Raw genomic sequence first — 12897 nt, 5'->3', positions numbered from 1 at the left:
ACGCCATGGCTGGCCGGATCGACGAAACTTCCCCCTTCATGGCGCTGCGGATCGCCCTGCTGACCGTGTCGGACAGCCGCGACCGGGCGAGCGACCGGTCCGGCGACACGCTGGAGCAGAGGGTGCGCGAGGCCGGTCACGAGCTGGTCGATCGCGATCTGGTCAGGGACGACGCCCTGCTCATTGCCCAGCGCCTGCGTGCGTGGATCGCCGATCCGGGGGTCGAGGTGGTGATCAGCACCGGCGGGACCGGCGTCACCGGCCGCGACGTCACGCCCGAAGCGCTCGCCGCCGTGGTCGAGAAGGACATCCCCGGTTTTGGCGAGATGTTCCGGATGATCTCGTTCGGAAAGATCGGCACGTCCGCCCTGCAGAGCCGCGCCTGCGCGGGCGTGGCCAACGGCACCTACCTGTTCTGCCTGCCGGGCTCCCCCGGTGCATGTCGCGACGGCTGGGACGAGATCCTGCGCTGGCAGCTCGACATCCGCCACCGGCCCTGCAATTTCGCCGAGCTGCTTCCACGGCTCCGGGAAGCCTGACTTATATTTTTTCCGGAAATAGAAAAATATCTGGCGTTGGTCGCACGCAATATGGGAGCACGATCTCATCCCTTGCGAAGCGCCGATGCATCTCCCGTCAAAAGCGAAGAATTCCCTCCCAAGTCTCCTCAAGAGCAGCCAGTCGCTCGCCAGATGCGCATGCCTGCTGGTGGCGCTGGCAGCGCCCCTGCTTCCTGCATCGGTAGCCAGGGCGGGGCTCGTCGTCGATACCCTGATCATCAACCTAGCCGACCCCAGGCAGAACCGCAGGGACATGACGCTCTCGAACGACGGGCCGGAGACGCTTTATGTCGACATTGCGGTCGAGGAGATCATGGTCGGCGCGCAAGGCTCGATCGAGGCCCGTTCGGCCTCTCCCGATGAACTCGGCTTTCTGGTGACACCCAACCGCCTGATTCTAGCTCCTGGCCAGCGGCGACCCGTCCGGCTCGTGGTCATGAAGCGCTCCGACGAGATCGAGCGGATCTATCGCCTCACCATGCAGCCGATGGTCGGCGATGTCCTGCCCGGCGCTCCCGCTCCTGCGGGCAGCACCAGTGCATCGCTCAAGGTCATGGTCGGTTATTAGGCCTACGTCTATCTACGCCCCCGCCAGATCCAGGAGGATCTGAAGGTTGACCGGACGGAGGATGCGCTGGTCTTCCGAAACGCCGGCAACGTCAGCATGAAACTCCCTGGTGGATGGGAGTGCCCTTCGGCCGAGTCCCCACCCGAGTCCTGCTCCAGGTTGCCATCGCAGCGAATCCATCCCGGGCGCGAATGGACTGTCAAAATTTCCGGAAATTATGTTGCAAAATATGATGTCGAAACACCTTAGCTGCACTCCCCGACCGGGATCTGCGGATGGACGTTCATCCAAAGGCGCGCACGACGCCGCATCGTCGAAGGCTGCTCGTGGGGCGCTTGGCGGAGGGCTGGGCGGCTTTTTGCGGTCGCGGCCGCGCTTTGGTGTCTTGGAACGCACCGTCGGCAAGGGGAGCGGGGGCCAGGTCGAGGAGGGTGAGGCGCTGCGGCGCGAACGGCGGACGGGTCCGGCCATGGCACGCCGCCTGGGGCGCGCCCTCTCGACGGTCGGCGTCGTGCGGCGCCGCCACGGCCTTGGGTGGCTGGCGGCCTTGGATGCACCCCGGGTGATCCTCCGCTGCGGGCGCGCGAGGCCGGGCGGGCTGAGCCATCTCGACATCAGGAAGCTCGGCCGCAGCGCAGGCATGGGGCACCGCCTGACGGGCCACCATGTCGGCATGGGGCGCAACCGTGGCCTTGATTGGGAATCACCTCCCTGTTGCCGTCGATGACGCCTGGCGCCCCGCCTGTAGGGAACGGCTACCCGGCGAAGGCAAGCAGAGTGCCTTCGCCTTCCTTTCCCGCGCTCTCATTTGGGTCACCGTCCACAGCATCGCGACGGAGCGTGTCAGGACCGACCATCGATCGCCAGCAGGCGATCGATCCGCTTCCTGCAAGGACCGCCGTCAGGAGACGGCAAAGGCGGCAAAACCTGCCGCGCCCACGGCTTCAGGGCCGCCATCACGGCCGCCGGCCGGCGCCACGTCCGCTCCCGTCCCTGCACGTCCCCTTACCGATGACCAAGCCGGGCGCTTTGTCCCGTCCAGCCTTCGTGCATGGCCTACGCCCGGCCCTTCCCATCGTCCGACGACCACCGCGCCGCCAGGGCGCCCTGGCCCTGCCACGACAACTGCCGCAGGCCCCACTCCGCCTTCGGTGAAAATCCACCCATCAGCTGCCTCGTCAGGAACTACCTCCCGGGCAATGACAGCCAGTCCCCCCGCCGGTGGAGTCATTGTCACGCCGCCAGGTCCCGCTCATGGCTTCAGTTCGGCGACGAGCTGCTCGATGGCAGGGCGATCGGGATGGTCCGCCGGCAGGCGGTCCAGGAGTTCCAGCCAATGGGCGCGGGCAGCCGCCCGGTCGCCGGCCTGGGCCGCCGCCAGACCCAGGAACCAGGCTGGCTGCGGGTCGGTGGGTGCCAGCCTGTCCAGGCGCTCGAACACCGCCTTGGCGCGCGCGTCCACCAGTGGAAGCCCGGTGGGCTCGTGGGTACGGGTGATCAGCACCGTGCCGAGGGCGGCCAGGATGGCCGGATCATCCGGCCTGAGCGCCGCTGCCTTCTCATAGGCCGCCACGGCTTCCTCCTGCTCGCCCAGCACCGCCCGCGCCCGCCCCAGGCGCAGCCAGCCATCCACGTCGTCCGGTTCCTCCTGGAGCCGGGCATCGAGCCCCTCGACCATCGACCTGATCCGGTCGGCACGCTCCTCGGGCGTGAGCGCGGCCATGGCGGCGACGTCCTCGGAACTGGGCATGGCTGGACCGGTCGCCTGCCCGCCTCCCAGATCCCCGACATCCATCCCGGCCTCCCGGGCCGCGACCTGGATGGATTCGGCCAGCTGTTCACGCCAGGGTGCCTCGGCGGGTGCCCGGGCCAGCAGCCTCTTCCAGCGCTCGATCGCCGCCGGCAGGTCGCCTTCCTGCGCGTCGGCGACGCCCAGGAAGTAGACGGTCCGGGGATCGGCTGCATCCTCGCTGCCTGCCGCAGCCAGCGACTGCTCGAACAGCTCCCGCGCCTCCGGCGTCACCATGCCGCCGGCAGCGGAGGTCAGCAGGTTGGCCAGTTCCACGACGACCTGATCGTCGCCAGGCGCCTGCTGCCGGGCCCGGCGCACCGTCCGGACCGCCTGATCCATCTCGCCGAGCTCGGCCTGCAGCCGGGCCAGCTGCAGCCATCCCCCGACATCCTGGGGCGCCTTTTCCAGCCGGGCGGACAGAGCGGCCGCCTCCTCGCGCAGGGCGGGCAGCCGGTCGGCTACCGGAGCCTCCGGCCGCGCCGCGAACGGCAGGGATGGCAGGTCCGGCCGGCCGAGCGACAGGTAGGTCAGGAGGGCGAACGCCGGGACCGCCGCCGCCAGTCCGCCGACGATCAGCCTCGCCCCCTTTCCCGGCCGGTGCGGCCGGTGGCCAGGCGATGGCGAGGCCGGTGCGGCGGGTGTGCCGGCGCGCAGGATGCGCCGGCGGATCTCGACCCGGGCCGCCTCGGCCTGGTCGGCCGCGATCAGGCCGCGCGCCTGGTCGCGATCCACCTCGGCCAGCTGGTCCCGATAGACCAGAAGATCGTGCTGCCGGCGGTCCGCCGGAACGGCATCGCCGCGCAGCGGCCAGAGCACGCAGAGTGCGACCACGGCCAGGATCGCCAGCGCCAGCAGGACGAACAGCGGTTCCATCATGACCGGGCGCGCGGCTCGGTGCGTGGCGTGACCTCGCCTTCCATCTCGGACAGAGCCTGATCGAGCCGGATCTGCTCGCTTTCGGTCCAGCCAAGCTCCGCCGTCGCGACCTGGCGGCGGCGCCACACCAGGGCGGTCAGCACTGCCACGACCAGGAGCACCAGCGGGCCGAACCAGAGCACCCAGGTGGCGCGGCTCACCGGCGGACGCAGCAGCACGAACTCGCCGTAGCGGTCGGTGAGATAGTCCAGGATCTCCCGGTCGCTGTCGCCCGCCTCGATCCGCTCCCGCACCACCCGCCGCAGGTCCTTGGCCAGGTCGGCGTCGCTGTCATCGATCGACTGGTTCTGGCAGACGAGGCAGCGCAGTTCCTGCCCGAGTGCCCGCGCACGCGCCTCCTGGGCCGGATCGGCGAGCTGCTCGGCCGGCGATATGGCGGCGGGCGCCGGCCCCGGCAGGCCGAGGCTCGCCAGGGCCACCAGGATGGCGAGCAGAAGGGTGCGGAGCGCCCCGGTCATCCCGCCGCCTTGTCCAGCGCCGGCCGGATCCGGTCCTCGTAGATCTCCGGCGTCAGCGGCCCCGGAAACCGCAGCAGGATGGTCCCCTCGCCATCGATCACGAACGTCTCCGGCACGCCGTAGACACCCCACTCGATGGCAACCCGCCCGTCGCGATCGGCGCCGATGCCGGCATAAGGATCGCCCAGCCTCGCCAGGAAGGCTTCCGCCTTGGCCGGATCGTCCTTGTAGTTGATCGCCTCGATCGGGATGCCTTCCTCCTTCAGCCGCATCAGCACCGGGTGCTCGATCTGGCAGGGCACACACCAGGAGGCGAAGACATTGACCAGCTTCGGTTCGCCCGTCCGCAGGTCGGCATCGCTCAGTCCGTCGGAACGCCCGGGCAGCGGCGGCAGGGTGAAGGTCGGGACCGGCTTGCCGACCAGCGCCGAGGGAAGTTCCGCCGGGTCCTTGCCCATGTTCAGCCAGAACACGCCGCCCAGCAGCAGGACCAGGACGAGCGGGATGAACGCAAGCAGCCCCCGGCGCGGCAGTCTCTGAGCCGGCTTTCCCAAAGCGTCGGACGCGCCATCCCGTTGCGCCTTGTTGTCGATGCTCAAGCCGTCGCACCCTTGCTGATCATGTTCCGCCGCCTGGCCGGAGCCGGGGCGCCGACCCGCAGCCTGCGGTCGGAGAGGCTGATGAGGCCACCCAGGCCGATCACGCCGGCTCCCCACCAGATCCAGACAACCAGCGGCTCATGGTAGAGGCGGACCGTCCACCGGCCGTCGCCGGCCTGGTCGCCCAGCACGTAGTAGTAGTCGCCGAGCGCCGAGGTGACGATCCCGGGCTTGGTGGTGGGGGAGCCTTCCACCGGGTAGAACCGCTTCTCCGAGCGGATGTCGTGCAGCACCCGGCCGGCCTTCTCGGTGCGGAAGGTGCCGATGGTCGCGACATAGTTGGGCCCGGGCTCCTCGTGCACCTCGACCAGCCGCACTTCCGCCCCTGCCAGCCCCACCGTCTCGCCCATCGCCAGCGCCGCGATGCGCTCCTCGCGCAGGGCGGTAGCCCCGGTGATCCCCAGCACCAGCAGGCCCACCCCGGCATGGGCCACGACCACGCCCAGCGCCGAGCGGGGCAGGCCGCGCAGGCGGCGCCAGGACTGGGCCAGAGGTGCTCGGAACAGGGCGATCCGCTCGGCCAGATCGACCAGGGAGCCCATGACCAGCCAGACCGCCAGCCCGAGCCCAAGCCCCGCCGCCAGATGCTGCATGCCCTGCGCGAGCAGCCAGACGCCCACGGCCACCAGCACGGCCAGGAACGCCACGCCCAGGCGCTGCAGCACGCCAGGAAGATCGCCCCGCTTCCAGGCGAGCAGGGTGCCCACCGGGGCGGCCAGCAGGAGCGGCACCATCAGCGGCACGAAGGTCGCGTCGAAATAGGGCGGGCCCACCGAGATCTTCGGCCCCCCGACCGTGTCCAGGATCAGGGGATAGAGCGTGCCGAGCAGCACCGTCCCGGTCCCGGTCGCGAGCAGGACGTTGTTCAGGAGCAGGCCGCTCTCGCGGCTGATCGGCGCGAAGCTGCCGCTCGCCCGAAGGACCGGCGCCCGCCAGGCGAACATGGAGAAGGCGCCGCCGATCGCGGCCAGCAGCAGGGCGAGGATGAAGATCCCGCGCGTGGGGTCGGAGGCGAAGGCGTGCACCGAGGTCAGCACCCCGGAGCGCACCAGGAAGGTCCCGAGCAGGGACAGGGCGAAGGACAGGATCGCCAGGAGGATGGTCCATGCCTTCAGCGTGTCGCGCTTCTCCACCACGATCGCCGAATGCAGCAGCGCGGTCGCGGCCAGCCAGGGCATGAAGGAGGCGTTCTCCACCGGGTCCCAGAACCACCAGCCGCCCCAGCCGAGCGTGTAGTAGGCCCACCAGGAGCCGAGCGCGATGCCGAAGGTCAGCGCGGCCCAGGCGGCCAGGACCCAAGGGCGCAGCCAGCGCGCCCAGGCGGCATCGACCCGCCCCTCGATCAGCGCCGCCATCGCGAAGCTGAACGCGGTGGAGAGGCCGACATAGCCCAGGTAGAGCATCGGCGGATGCATCGCGAGGCCGGGATCCTGCAGGATCGGATTGAGACCGTTGCCGTCGAGCGGGGCCGGATCCAGCCGCAGGAACGGATTGGACGTGAACAGCACGAACGCCAGGAAGCCGGCGCCGATCATGCCCTGGACGGCCAGCACCCGCGCCTTGAACGGCAGCGGCAGGTTGCCGCCAAGGCCTGCCACCATCGCGCCGAAGATCGCCAGGATCCAGACCCAGAGCAGCAGCGAGCCCTCGTGATTGCCCCAGACGCCGCTGATCTTGTAGATCAGCGGCTTGGTGGAGTGGCTGTTCGCCGCGACATTGACCACCGAGAAGTCGGAGACGACATAGGCCCAGGTCAGCGCCCCGAAGGCCAGGGAAACCATCACGAACTGGCCGATGGCGCTGCTCACCGCGAGGCGCATGCCGACAGCGTCACCCCGGTGCGCGGCCAGGAGCGGTAGCGTCCCCTGGACGCAGGCCAGAACGAGAGCGAGGACCAGCGCCAGATGGCCGAGTTCCGGGATCATGAGCCGGGCGCCTCCCCCTCGTGCTGCCACACGCCGCTGGCCTTCAGCGAGTCGACCACTTCCTTGGGCATGTAGTTCTCGTCGTGCTTGGCCAGGACCTCGCGGGCGCGGAACAGGCCGCCCGGCTCGAGCTCGCCCTGCGCCACGATCCCCTGCCCCTCGCGGAACAGGTCCGGCAGCACGCCGGCATACTGGACCGCCACCTCGTTCTTGGTGTCGGTCAGCCGGAAGCGGACGCTGCCATCGTCGCCGCGCTCGACGCTGCCGGCCACCACCAGGCCGCCGATCCGGAAGTTGCGGGCGCTGGGCACCTCGTTCGCCGCAATCTGGCTGGGAGTGACGAAGAACGCGACATTCTGGTCGAGCGCGGTCAGCACCAGGGCAGCCGCCCCGCCGAGCAGAACGAGGCTTCCCAGGACCACGTAGAGACGCTGCTTCTTTCTAAGACGCATGAACCGCTTTGAAATCCACTCTCTGCCGACCCGGGTCAGCCTCCGCTGCGCAAGTAGCCACAGCGCCGCCAATCCAAATACCGCGCACGCCGTTCTGCGACACGGGGCCGCGTCCATGGGGCGAATATGGTACGCAGGGTCGGCGCAACCGCGGCTCTCGTCAAGGCGATCGACCCTCGAGAGCATCGCACGGATCAATGAACGAGGAGTGAACGGCCGCGTTCTTTCTCGACAACTGGTCCCGCCGGGTCAGGCGGGCGAGGCCTCGGCCTCCAGGGCCAGCCGGTTGCGCGCCTCGATGCCGATCGGCGCCTCCGCCAGGCGCCAGGGCAGCCCGCCCAGCGCCAGAAGCATCGCCGCGACCTCCTCGACGCCTGCGCTGTCCTTGATCTGGGTGAACACGAACGGTCGCTTTCCGCGCATCTTCGCAGCATCCCGGTTCATGACCGCCAGCGACGCCCCGACCAGGGGCGCCAGATCGATTTTGTTGATCACCAGGAGGTCGGAGCGGGTAATGCCGGGGCCGCCCTTGCGCGGGATCTTCTCGCCGGCCGCCACGTCGATCACGTAGATGGCGATGTCCGCCAGTTCCGGGCTGAAAGTCGCGGCAAGGTTGTCCCCGCCGCTCTCGATGAACAGGACCTCCAGGTCCGGGAAGCGCTGGCACATCAGGTCGACGGCCCGCAGGTTGATCGAGGCGTCCTCCCGGATGGCGGTGTGCGGGCAGCCGCCGGTCTCCACACCCATGATCCGGTCGGCGGCAAGCGCCCCGGACCGGGTCAGGATCTCGGCGTCCTCCTTGGTGTAGATGTCGTTGGTGATCGCGGCGATGGCATAGTGGTCGCGCAGGAGCTTGCAGAGCTGCTCCGTGAGCGCGGTCTTGCCGGAGCCGACCGGGCCGCCGATGCCGACGCGAAGTGGACCGTGGCCGCTCATGAACGGAATAACCTCGTGTACTGGGTTTCGTGGGAGATCGAGAGAAGATCGACCATGGGGGCGCTGACGAACAGGTCGTCGATCGGGGTAGCCAGCGCCAGCGCCACGATGCCCGGCAGGTCCTCCTCCAGCAGGGCGGTGACCCGCTGGCCATCGGTCTGGCCGAGCGGCACCAGCCGGACACCGGCCGAGACCAGGTTCCAGGCGAAGGCGGCGAGATGGGCGAGGCAGGCGCCGGCGGCCGGGATGCCATGGGCCGCGGCCGCCACGCCGCTCACGACCGGCAGCACCGGCTCGACATCCATTTCGCGCACCAGCGCGTCCAGGCGATCCAGATGCGGGTGGGGCCAGGCCTGCCGCAGCGTCCGCAGCGCCGCCCCGCCCTGCATCCCGGCCTCCAGCGCCAGTTCCGCCGTCCCGCGCAGGGCGTTGCCGAACAGGACGAGGTCGTCGAGCCCGGACGAGCCGGCGGCGTCGTGCGCCCTTGCCAGCAGGACCGCATCGGCGAAGCCCGAGCCGTGCCGGCAGACCGCGCCGACATAGCGCCGCAAGGTCTGGGCATCGCGCACGCTGCCCTCCTCCACCGCAGTCTCCAGGCCATGGCTGAACGCGAACGCGCCGATCGGGAAGGCCGGGGACGACCAGGCGAGCAGCCGCAGGAACGCCCGCTCGTCCAGGCCCGGCAAAATGCCGGGATCAGCCATGGTCATGGCCGTGATAGGCGCCACGTTCCGGCGAGAACGGCACGACCAGACGGCGCGTGGCACCGCCCAGGCCGTTCAGCATGGCTTCCAGCACGTGATCCTGCCGTACCCGCAGCACGTTCGGCCGGATCTCCGTGGGGGTGTGGCGGTTGCCCAGGTGCCAGGCCAGCCGGGCCAGATGGGTGGCGTCCTTTCCTTCCACCTCCAGGACCGGCTCGGCGGCGGCGATCACCCGAAACCAGCCGCCCAGCTCGCACATCAGGCCGTCGTCCTCCTCCAGCGCCACCGCGCGCGGCAGGTCGAGCAGGACCTCGTCGCCCTGGTCGGTGGTCAGCCGCACCCGGCGGCGGTGGCGGTCGTCATAGGGCAGCGTGAGCGTGCCGACCTCGTCATCCCTCGGCCATTCGCCAGAGGGCGCGTGCTCCACGAGCCGACGTGCCAAGACAACCTCTCCTGTGCTGGGTAAATGCTGGGTGGGAACCGGGTCAGTACAGGAAGTAGCGCTGCGCCATCGGCAGGACGGCCATCGGCTGGCATGTGAGAAGCTCGCCGTCGGCGTGGACCTGGTAGGTCTCCGGGTCGACCTCGATCACCGGAGTGGCATCGTTCAGCTTCATCGCCGCCTTGCCGATGCCGCCGCGCGTGTCCTCCACCGGCAGATAGGTCTTGGCGACGCCCAGCCGGTCCGGAAGGCCGTCCTCCATCGCCGCCTTCGACACGAACATGACGGCGCTCTCGGTGAGGGAGCGGCCGAACGCGCCGAACATCGGCCGCGTGTGGCTGGGCTGCGGGGTCGGGATCGAGGCGTTGGGATCGCCCATCATCGCCGCCGCGATCGTGCCGCATTTCAGCACCACGTCCGGCTTCACGCCGAAGAAGCCGGGCTTCCAGATCACCAGGTCGGCGAGCTTGCCGACCTCGACCGAGCCCACATGCCGGGAGATCCCCTGCGCGATGGCCGGGTTGATCGTGTACTTGGCGATGTAGCGGCGCACGCGCAGGTTGTCGTTGTCGCCGGTTTCCCCAGCCAGCCGGCCGCGCTGGACCTTCATCTTGTGCGCGGTCTGCCAGGTGCGGGTGATCACCTCGCCGACCCGGCCCATGGCCTGGCTGTCCGAGGAGATGATCGAGAGCGCGCCCAGGTCGTGGAGGATGTCCTCCGCAGCAATGGTTTCCTTGCGGATCCGGCTTTCGGCGAACGCCACGTCCTCGGGAATGCGCTTGTCCAGGTGGTGGCAGACCATGAGCATGTCGAGATGCTCGTCCAGCGTGTTCACCGTGTAGGGCCGCGTCGGGTTGGTCGAGCTCGGGATGACGTTGGGAAGGCTCGCCACCTTCATGATGTCCGGGGCATGGCCACCGCCCGCACCCTCGGTATGGAAGGTGTGGATGGTGCGGCCCTTGAAGGCGGCGACCGTGTCCTCGACGAAGCCGCTCTCGTTGAGCGTGTCGGTGTGGATCAGGACCTGGACGTCCATCTCGTCGGCGACGGACAGGCAGCAATCGATGGCGGCCGGCGTGGTGCCCCAGTCCTCGTGCAGCTTCAGCCCGCAGGCACCCGCCAGCACCTGCTCGCGCAGGGCGTCCGGGCGCGACGCGTTGCCCTTGCCGAACAGGCCCATGTTCATCGGGAAGGCATCCATCGCCTGGAGCATGCGCGCGATGTGCCAGGGTCCCGGCGTGCAGGTGGTGGCGCTGGTGCCGGCGGCCGGGCCGGTGCCGCCGCCCATCATGGTGGTGAGGCCGGAATAAAGGGCGTCGTCGATCTGCTGCGGGCAGATCCAGTGGATGTGGACGTCGATGCCGCCGGCGGTGACGATCTTGTTCTCGCCGGCGATCACCTCGGTGCCGGGCCCGACCACGATGTCGACGCCCGGCTGGGTGTCCGGGTTGCCGGCCTTGCCGATCGCGTGGATGCGGCCGTCGCGCAGGCCGATATCGGCCTTGATGATCCCGGTCCAGTCGACGATCAGCGCATTGGTGATGACGGTGTCGACCGCCCCCTCGGCGCGGGTCGCCTGCGACTGGCCCATGCCGTCGCGGATCACCTTGCCGCCGCCGAACTTAACTTCTTCGCCATAGGTGGTGAGATCCTTCTCCACCTCGATGAAGAGTTCGGTGTCGGCCAGGCGGACCTTGTCGCCCACGGTGGGGCCGTACATGCCGGCATAGGTGCGGCGGTCGATGCGATACGACATGGTTCAGGCCACCTTGCCCATGATCTCGCCGCGAAAGCCCAGCACGATCCGCTCGCCGCGAAGCGGGACCAGCGTCACCGAGCGGCTCTGGCCGGGCTCGAAACGCACCGCCGTGCCGGCGGGGATGTTCAGGCGCATGCCCCTGGCCAGCGCGCGCTCGAAGGCCAGGCCCGGGTTCGTTTCGTAGAAATGATAGTGGGAGCCCACCTGGATCGGACGGTCGCCGGTGTTGGCGACCTCGACCGTCACGGTCGCCGCGCCTTTGTTCAGCTCGATCTCGCCCGGGGCGACGATGTATTCGCCGGGTATCATGCAGCCTCCCAGTGGCGCAGCTCTTGGTCGGGGCCGATCCGCTCGGACAGGGCTGGACGCGCGCTGCGGCGCGGGCCCGCCATCACCGGATCGGCTGGTGTACGGTGACCAGCTTGGTCCCGTCGGGGAAGGTCGCCTCGACCTGGACCTCGTGGATCATCTCGGGAATGCCATCCATGACTTGCTCCCGGCGCAGCACGGTGGCGCCATCGGCCATCAGGTCGGCCACGGAGCGGCCGTCGCGGGCACCCTCCAGGACATGGTCGGTGATCAGCGCCACGGCTTCGGGATAGTTCAGCTTGACGCCGCGCTCGAGCCGTCGGCGCGCGACCATCGCCGCCACCGCCACCAGCAGCTTGTCCTTCTCGCGCGGAGAAAGTTCCAAGGCAGTTCACCCTCCTGAAAGCCGGCCTGAAACCTTACCGGCCTGTAGAACCCGCAAGCAACGGCTGTGCCAGACCTTGGAAGCCTGGGCCACTTGCCTCCCGGATCAGATCATATCGTCCAAAGGCGCGGGACGCTCGGAGATTCCCCCAGCAAGCCGCCCCGCCAGGCCGCCACCGTCCGCGCCAGGGACTGCCGGACCATCCTGGGATCGGCTGCCAGGATCCTGCCCACCAGCATTCCGTTGACCACTGTCACCCCTCCGCGTGCCCCGCCGACCAGGTCCAGGGCATCCCGGGCCGTCTGCAAGGCGGTGGGCGCTTCCCTGGCCGCGAACAGCACGGTCGCCATCGCCCGCATGCCGCCGCCAAGCGGCTCCTCGTCCAGGAGCGGGCCATTTGGCGGCTCCAGGCCGAAGCGCTCCGCCCAGGCGAGCCGGCCGCCGATGCGGACATCCCAGGCCTCCCGCAGCGAGCCGTCCCGCAGCTGTTCGCCGCGGGCGAGCCGACCGAACACCAGCATCTCCGCCGCCAGCAGGCGCGCGTCCGGATGGAGGTCGATCTCCAGGCGGCGCGAGAGCCGGCAGGCGTCGAACAGGATGGTTTCCTGCGGCAGCCAGGTGAGCGTGGCGCCTTCGGCCAGACGCAGGCGCGTCCGGATTTCGGCAACGTCGCCGGCGGAACGGTAGACCTTCTCCGCGGCCTGGCTGGTGACCACCGCCCGGGTCCCCTCGCCCAGCCCGATCTCCACATCCAGCCGGTCGCCGCCCAGCACCCCGCCGCCGGTGTTCACCACCACCGCATCGGCGCCGTCCGGCTCCAGGGGGAACAGCGCACGCAGCGGCGCCTGCTGGCGCAGCACCGAAAGGCGCCGCTGCGTGCCCCCCTGCCAGCCAAGCTGCAGCAAGCCTGTGCGCAAGGATGCGCCGGCTGCCTCTTTTTTCATCACGCCAGGAACCGGTGCTTGAGCCGTGCCCGGCAAATCGGCGGCGCTGCCCGTTTCATGGCCGTTAC

At 69.5% G+C, this 12897-nt stretch carries 14 protein-coding genes; 2 read left to right on the top strand and 12 right to left on the bottom strand.

Annotated features, from left to right (window positions below):
* Positions 1–5: 5 nt before the first annotated feature.
* On the top strand, positions 6–539 hold the full coding sequence (gene moaB, locus GEMRO_RS0116225) for a molybdenum cofactor biosynthesis protein B (protein ID WP_027134847.1): 534 nt from the start codon (positions 6–8) through the stop codon (positions 537–539).
* 169 nt (positions 540–708) lie between these two features.
* On the top strand, positions 709–1128 hold the full coding sequence (locus tag GEMRO_RS0116220) for a hypothetical protein (RefSeq protein ID WP_157505606.1): 420 nt from the start codon (positions 709–711) through the stop codon (positions 1126–1128).
* A 1252-nt stretch (positions 1129–2380) separates the two neighbouring features.
* Here the strand turns inward: GEMRO_RS0116220 and ccmI are convergent.
* From ccmI to GEMRO_RS30025, 12 genes are all read right to left on the bottom strand, one after another.
* Positions 2381–3796 (bottom strand): c-type cytochrome biogenesis protein CcmI, encoded by a 1416-nt coding sequence (ccmI, locus tag GEMRO_RS30040; RefSeq protein WP_051329132.1) that lies wholly within the window; start codon positions 3794–3796, stop codon positions 2381–2383.
* Positions 3793–4314: a cytochrome c-type biogenesis protein gene (locus GEMRO_RS30035; protein ID WP_051329131.1), complete on the bottom strand. Its 522-nt coding sequence runs from the start codon at positions 4312–4314 to the stop codon at positions 3793–3795. The genes ccmI and GEMRO_RS30035 overlap by 4 nt, the downstream gene beginning before the upstream one ends.
* Positions 4311–4772 (bottom strand): DsbE family thiol:disulfide interchange protein, encoded by a 462-nt coding sequence (locus GEMRO_RS0116205; RefSeq protein ID WP_084507805.1) that lies wholly within the window; start codon positions 4770–4772, stop codon positions 4311–4313. Before GEMRO_RS0116205 ends, GEMRO_RS30035 begins: the two co-directional genes overlap by 4 nt.
* A gap of 137 nt (positions 4773–4909) precedes the next feature.
* The gene (locus GEMRO_RS0116200) at positions 4910–6898 is read right to left on the bottom strand and encodes a heme lyase CcmF/NrfE family subunit (protein ID WP_027134844.1); all 1989 of its coding nucleotides are present in this window, start codon (positions 6896–6898) and stop codon (positions 4910–4912) included.
* Entirely contained in the window at positions 6895–7350 is a 456-nt protein-coding gene (ccmE, locus tag GEMRO_RS0116195; RefSeq protein ID WP_035485449.1) for a cytochrome c maturation protein CcmE, read from the bottom strand. The genes GEMRO_RS0116200 and ccmE overlap by 4 nt, the downstream gene beginning before the upstream one ends.
* A 249-nt stretch (positions 7351–7599) precedes the next feature.
* Entirely contained in the window at positions 7600–8286 is a 687-nt protein-coding gene (ureG, locus tag GEMRO_RS30030; protein WP_084507037.1) for an urease accessory protein UreG, read from the bottom strand.
* Positions 8283–8996 carry an urease accessory protein UreF gene (locus tag GEMRO_RS0116185; protein WP_240476700.1) on the bottom strand — a complete coding sequence of 238 codons (714 nt, stop codon included), beginning with the start codon at positions 8994–8996 and terminating at the stop codon, positions 8283–8285. Before GEMRO_RS0116185 ends, ureG begins: the two co-directional genes overlap by 4 nt.
* The gene (locus tag GEMRO_RS0116180; RefSeq protein ID WP_027134841.1) at positions 8983–9432 is read right to left on the bottom strand and encodes an urease accessory protein UreE; all 450 of its coding nucleotides are present in this window, start codon (positions 9430–9432) and stop codon (positions 8983–8985) included. The genes GEMRO_RS0116185 and GEMRO_RS0116180 overlap by 14 nt, the downstream gene beginning before the upstream one ends.
* Positions 9433–9475: 43 nt before the next feature.
* Positions 9476–11188, bottom strand: a complete 1713-nt coding sequence (gene ureC / locus GEMRO_RS0116175; RefSeq protein ID WP_027134840.1) for an urease subunit alpha — start codon at positions 11186–11188, stop codon at positions 9476–9478.
* Between the two features lie 3 nt (positions 11189–11191).
* Positions 11192–11500 (bottom strand): urease subunit beta, encoded by a 309-nt coding sequence (locus GEMRO_RS0116170; protein ID WP_027134839.1) that lies wholly within the window; start codon positions 11498–11500, stop codon positions 11192–11194.
* A gap of 82 nt (positions 11501–11582) precedes the next feature.
* Complete coding sequence (locus GEMRO_RS0116165) at positions 11583–11885, bottom strand: urease subunit gamma (protein ID WP_027134838.1); 303 nt, start codon at positions 11883–11885, stop codon at positions 11583–11585.
* A 110-nt stretch (positions 11886–11995) separates the two neighbouring features.
* Complete coding sequence (locus GEMRO_RS30025; protein ID WP_205624992.1) at positions 11996–12802, bottom strand: urease accessory protein UreD; 807 nt, start codon at positions 12800–12802, stop codon at positions 11996–11998.
* Positions 12803–12897: the final 95 nt, after the last annotated feature.

Origin of the sequence: Geminicoccus roseus DSM 18922 (assembly GCF_000427665.1) — a bacterium.
GTDB classification, from domain to species: domain Bacteria; phylum Pseudomonadota; class Alphaproteobacteria; order Geminicoccales; family Geminicoccaceae; genus Geminicoccus; species Geminicoccus roseus.
Note: the sequence above shows the minus strand (reverse complement) of the source record. Positions and strands in the feature narration are given on the sequence as shown.

What these genes read in the sequence shown, in the direction of transcription:
- ureC (WP_027134840.1), bottom strand. Translation starts at nt 11,188, where the DNA reads ATGTCGTATCGCATCGACCGCCGCACCTATGCCGGCATGTACGGCCCC.
- GEMRO_RS30035 (WP_051329131.1), bottom strand. Translation starts at nt 4,314, where the DNA reads ATGACCGGGGCGCTCCGCACCCTTCTGCTCGCCATCCTGGTGGCCCTG.
- GEMRO_RS0116205 (WP_084507805.1), bottom strand. Translation starts at nt 4,772, where the DNA reads ATGGGCAAGGACCCGGCGGAACTTCCCTCGGCGCTGGTCGGCAAGCCG.
- GEMRO_RS0116185 (WP_240476700.1), bottom strand. Translation starts at nt 8,996, where the DNA reads ATGACCATGGCTGATCCCGGCATTTTGCCGGGCCTGGACGAGCGGGCG.
- ccmE (WP_035485449.1), bottom strand. Translation starts at nt 7,350, where the DNA reads ATGCGTCTTAGAAAGAAGCAGCGTCTCTACGTGGTCCTGGGAAGCCTC.
- moaB (WP_027134847.1), top strand. Translation starts at nt 6, where the DNA reads ATGGCTGGCCGGATCGACGAAACTTCCCCCTTCATGGCGCTGCGGATC.
- ureG (WP_084507037.1), bottom strand. Translation starts at nt 8,286, where the DNA reads ATGAGCGGCCACGGTCCACTTCGCGTCGGCATCGGCGGCCCGGTCGGC.
- ccmI (WP_051329132.1), bottom strand. Translation starts at nt 3,796, where the DNA reads ATGATGGAACCGCTGTTCGTCCTGCTGGCGCTGGCGATCCTGGCCGTG.
- GEMRO_RS0116170 (WP_027134839.1), bottom strand. Translation starts at nt 11,500, where the DNA reads ATGATACCCGGCGAATACATCGTCGCCCCGGGCGAGATCGAGCTGAAC.
- GEMRO_RS0116200 (WP_027134844.1), bottom strand. Translation starts at nt 6,898, where the DNA reads ATGATCCCGGAACTCGGCCATCTGGCGCTGGTCCTCGCTCTCGTTCTG.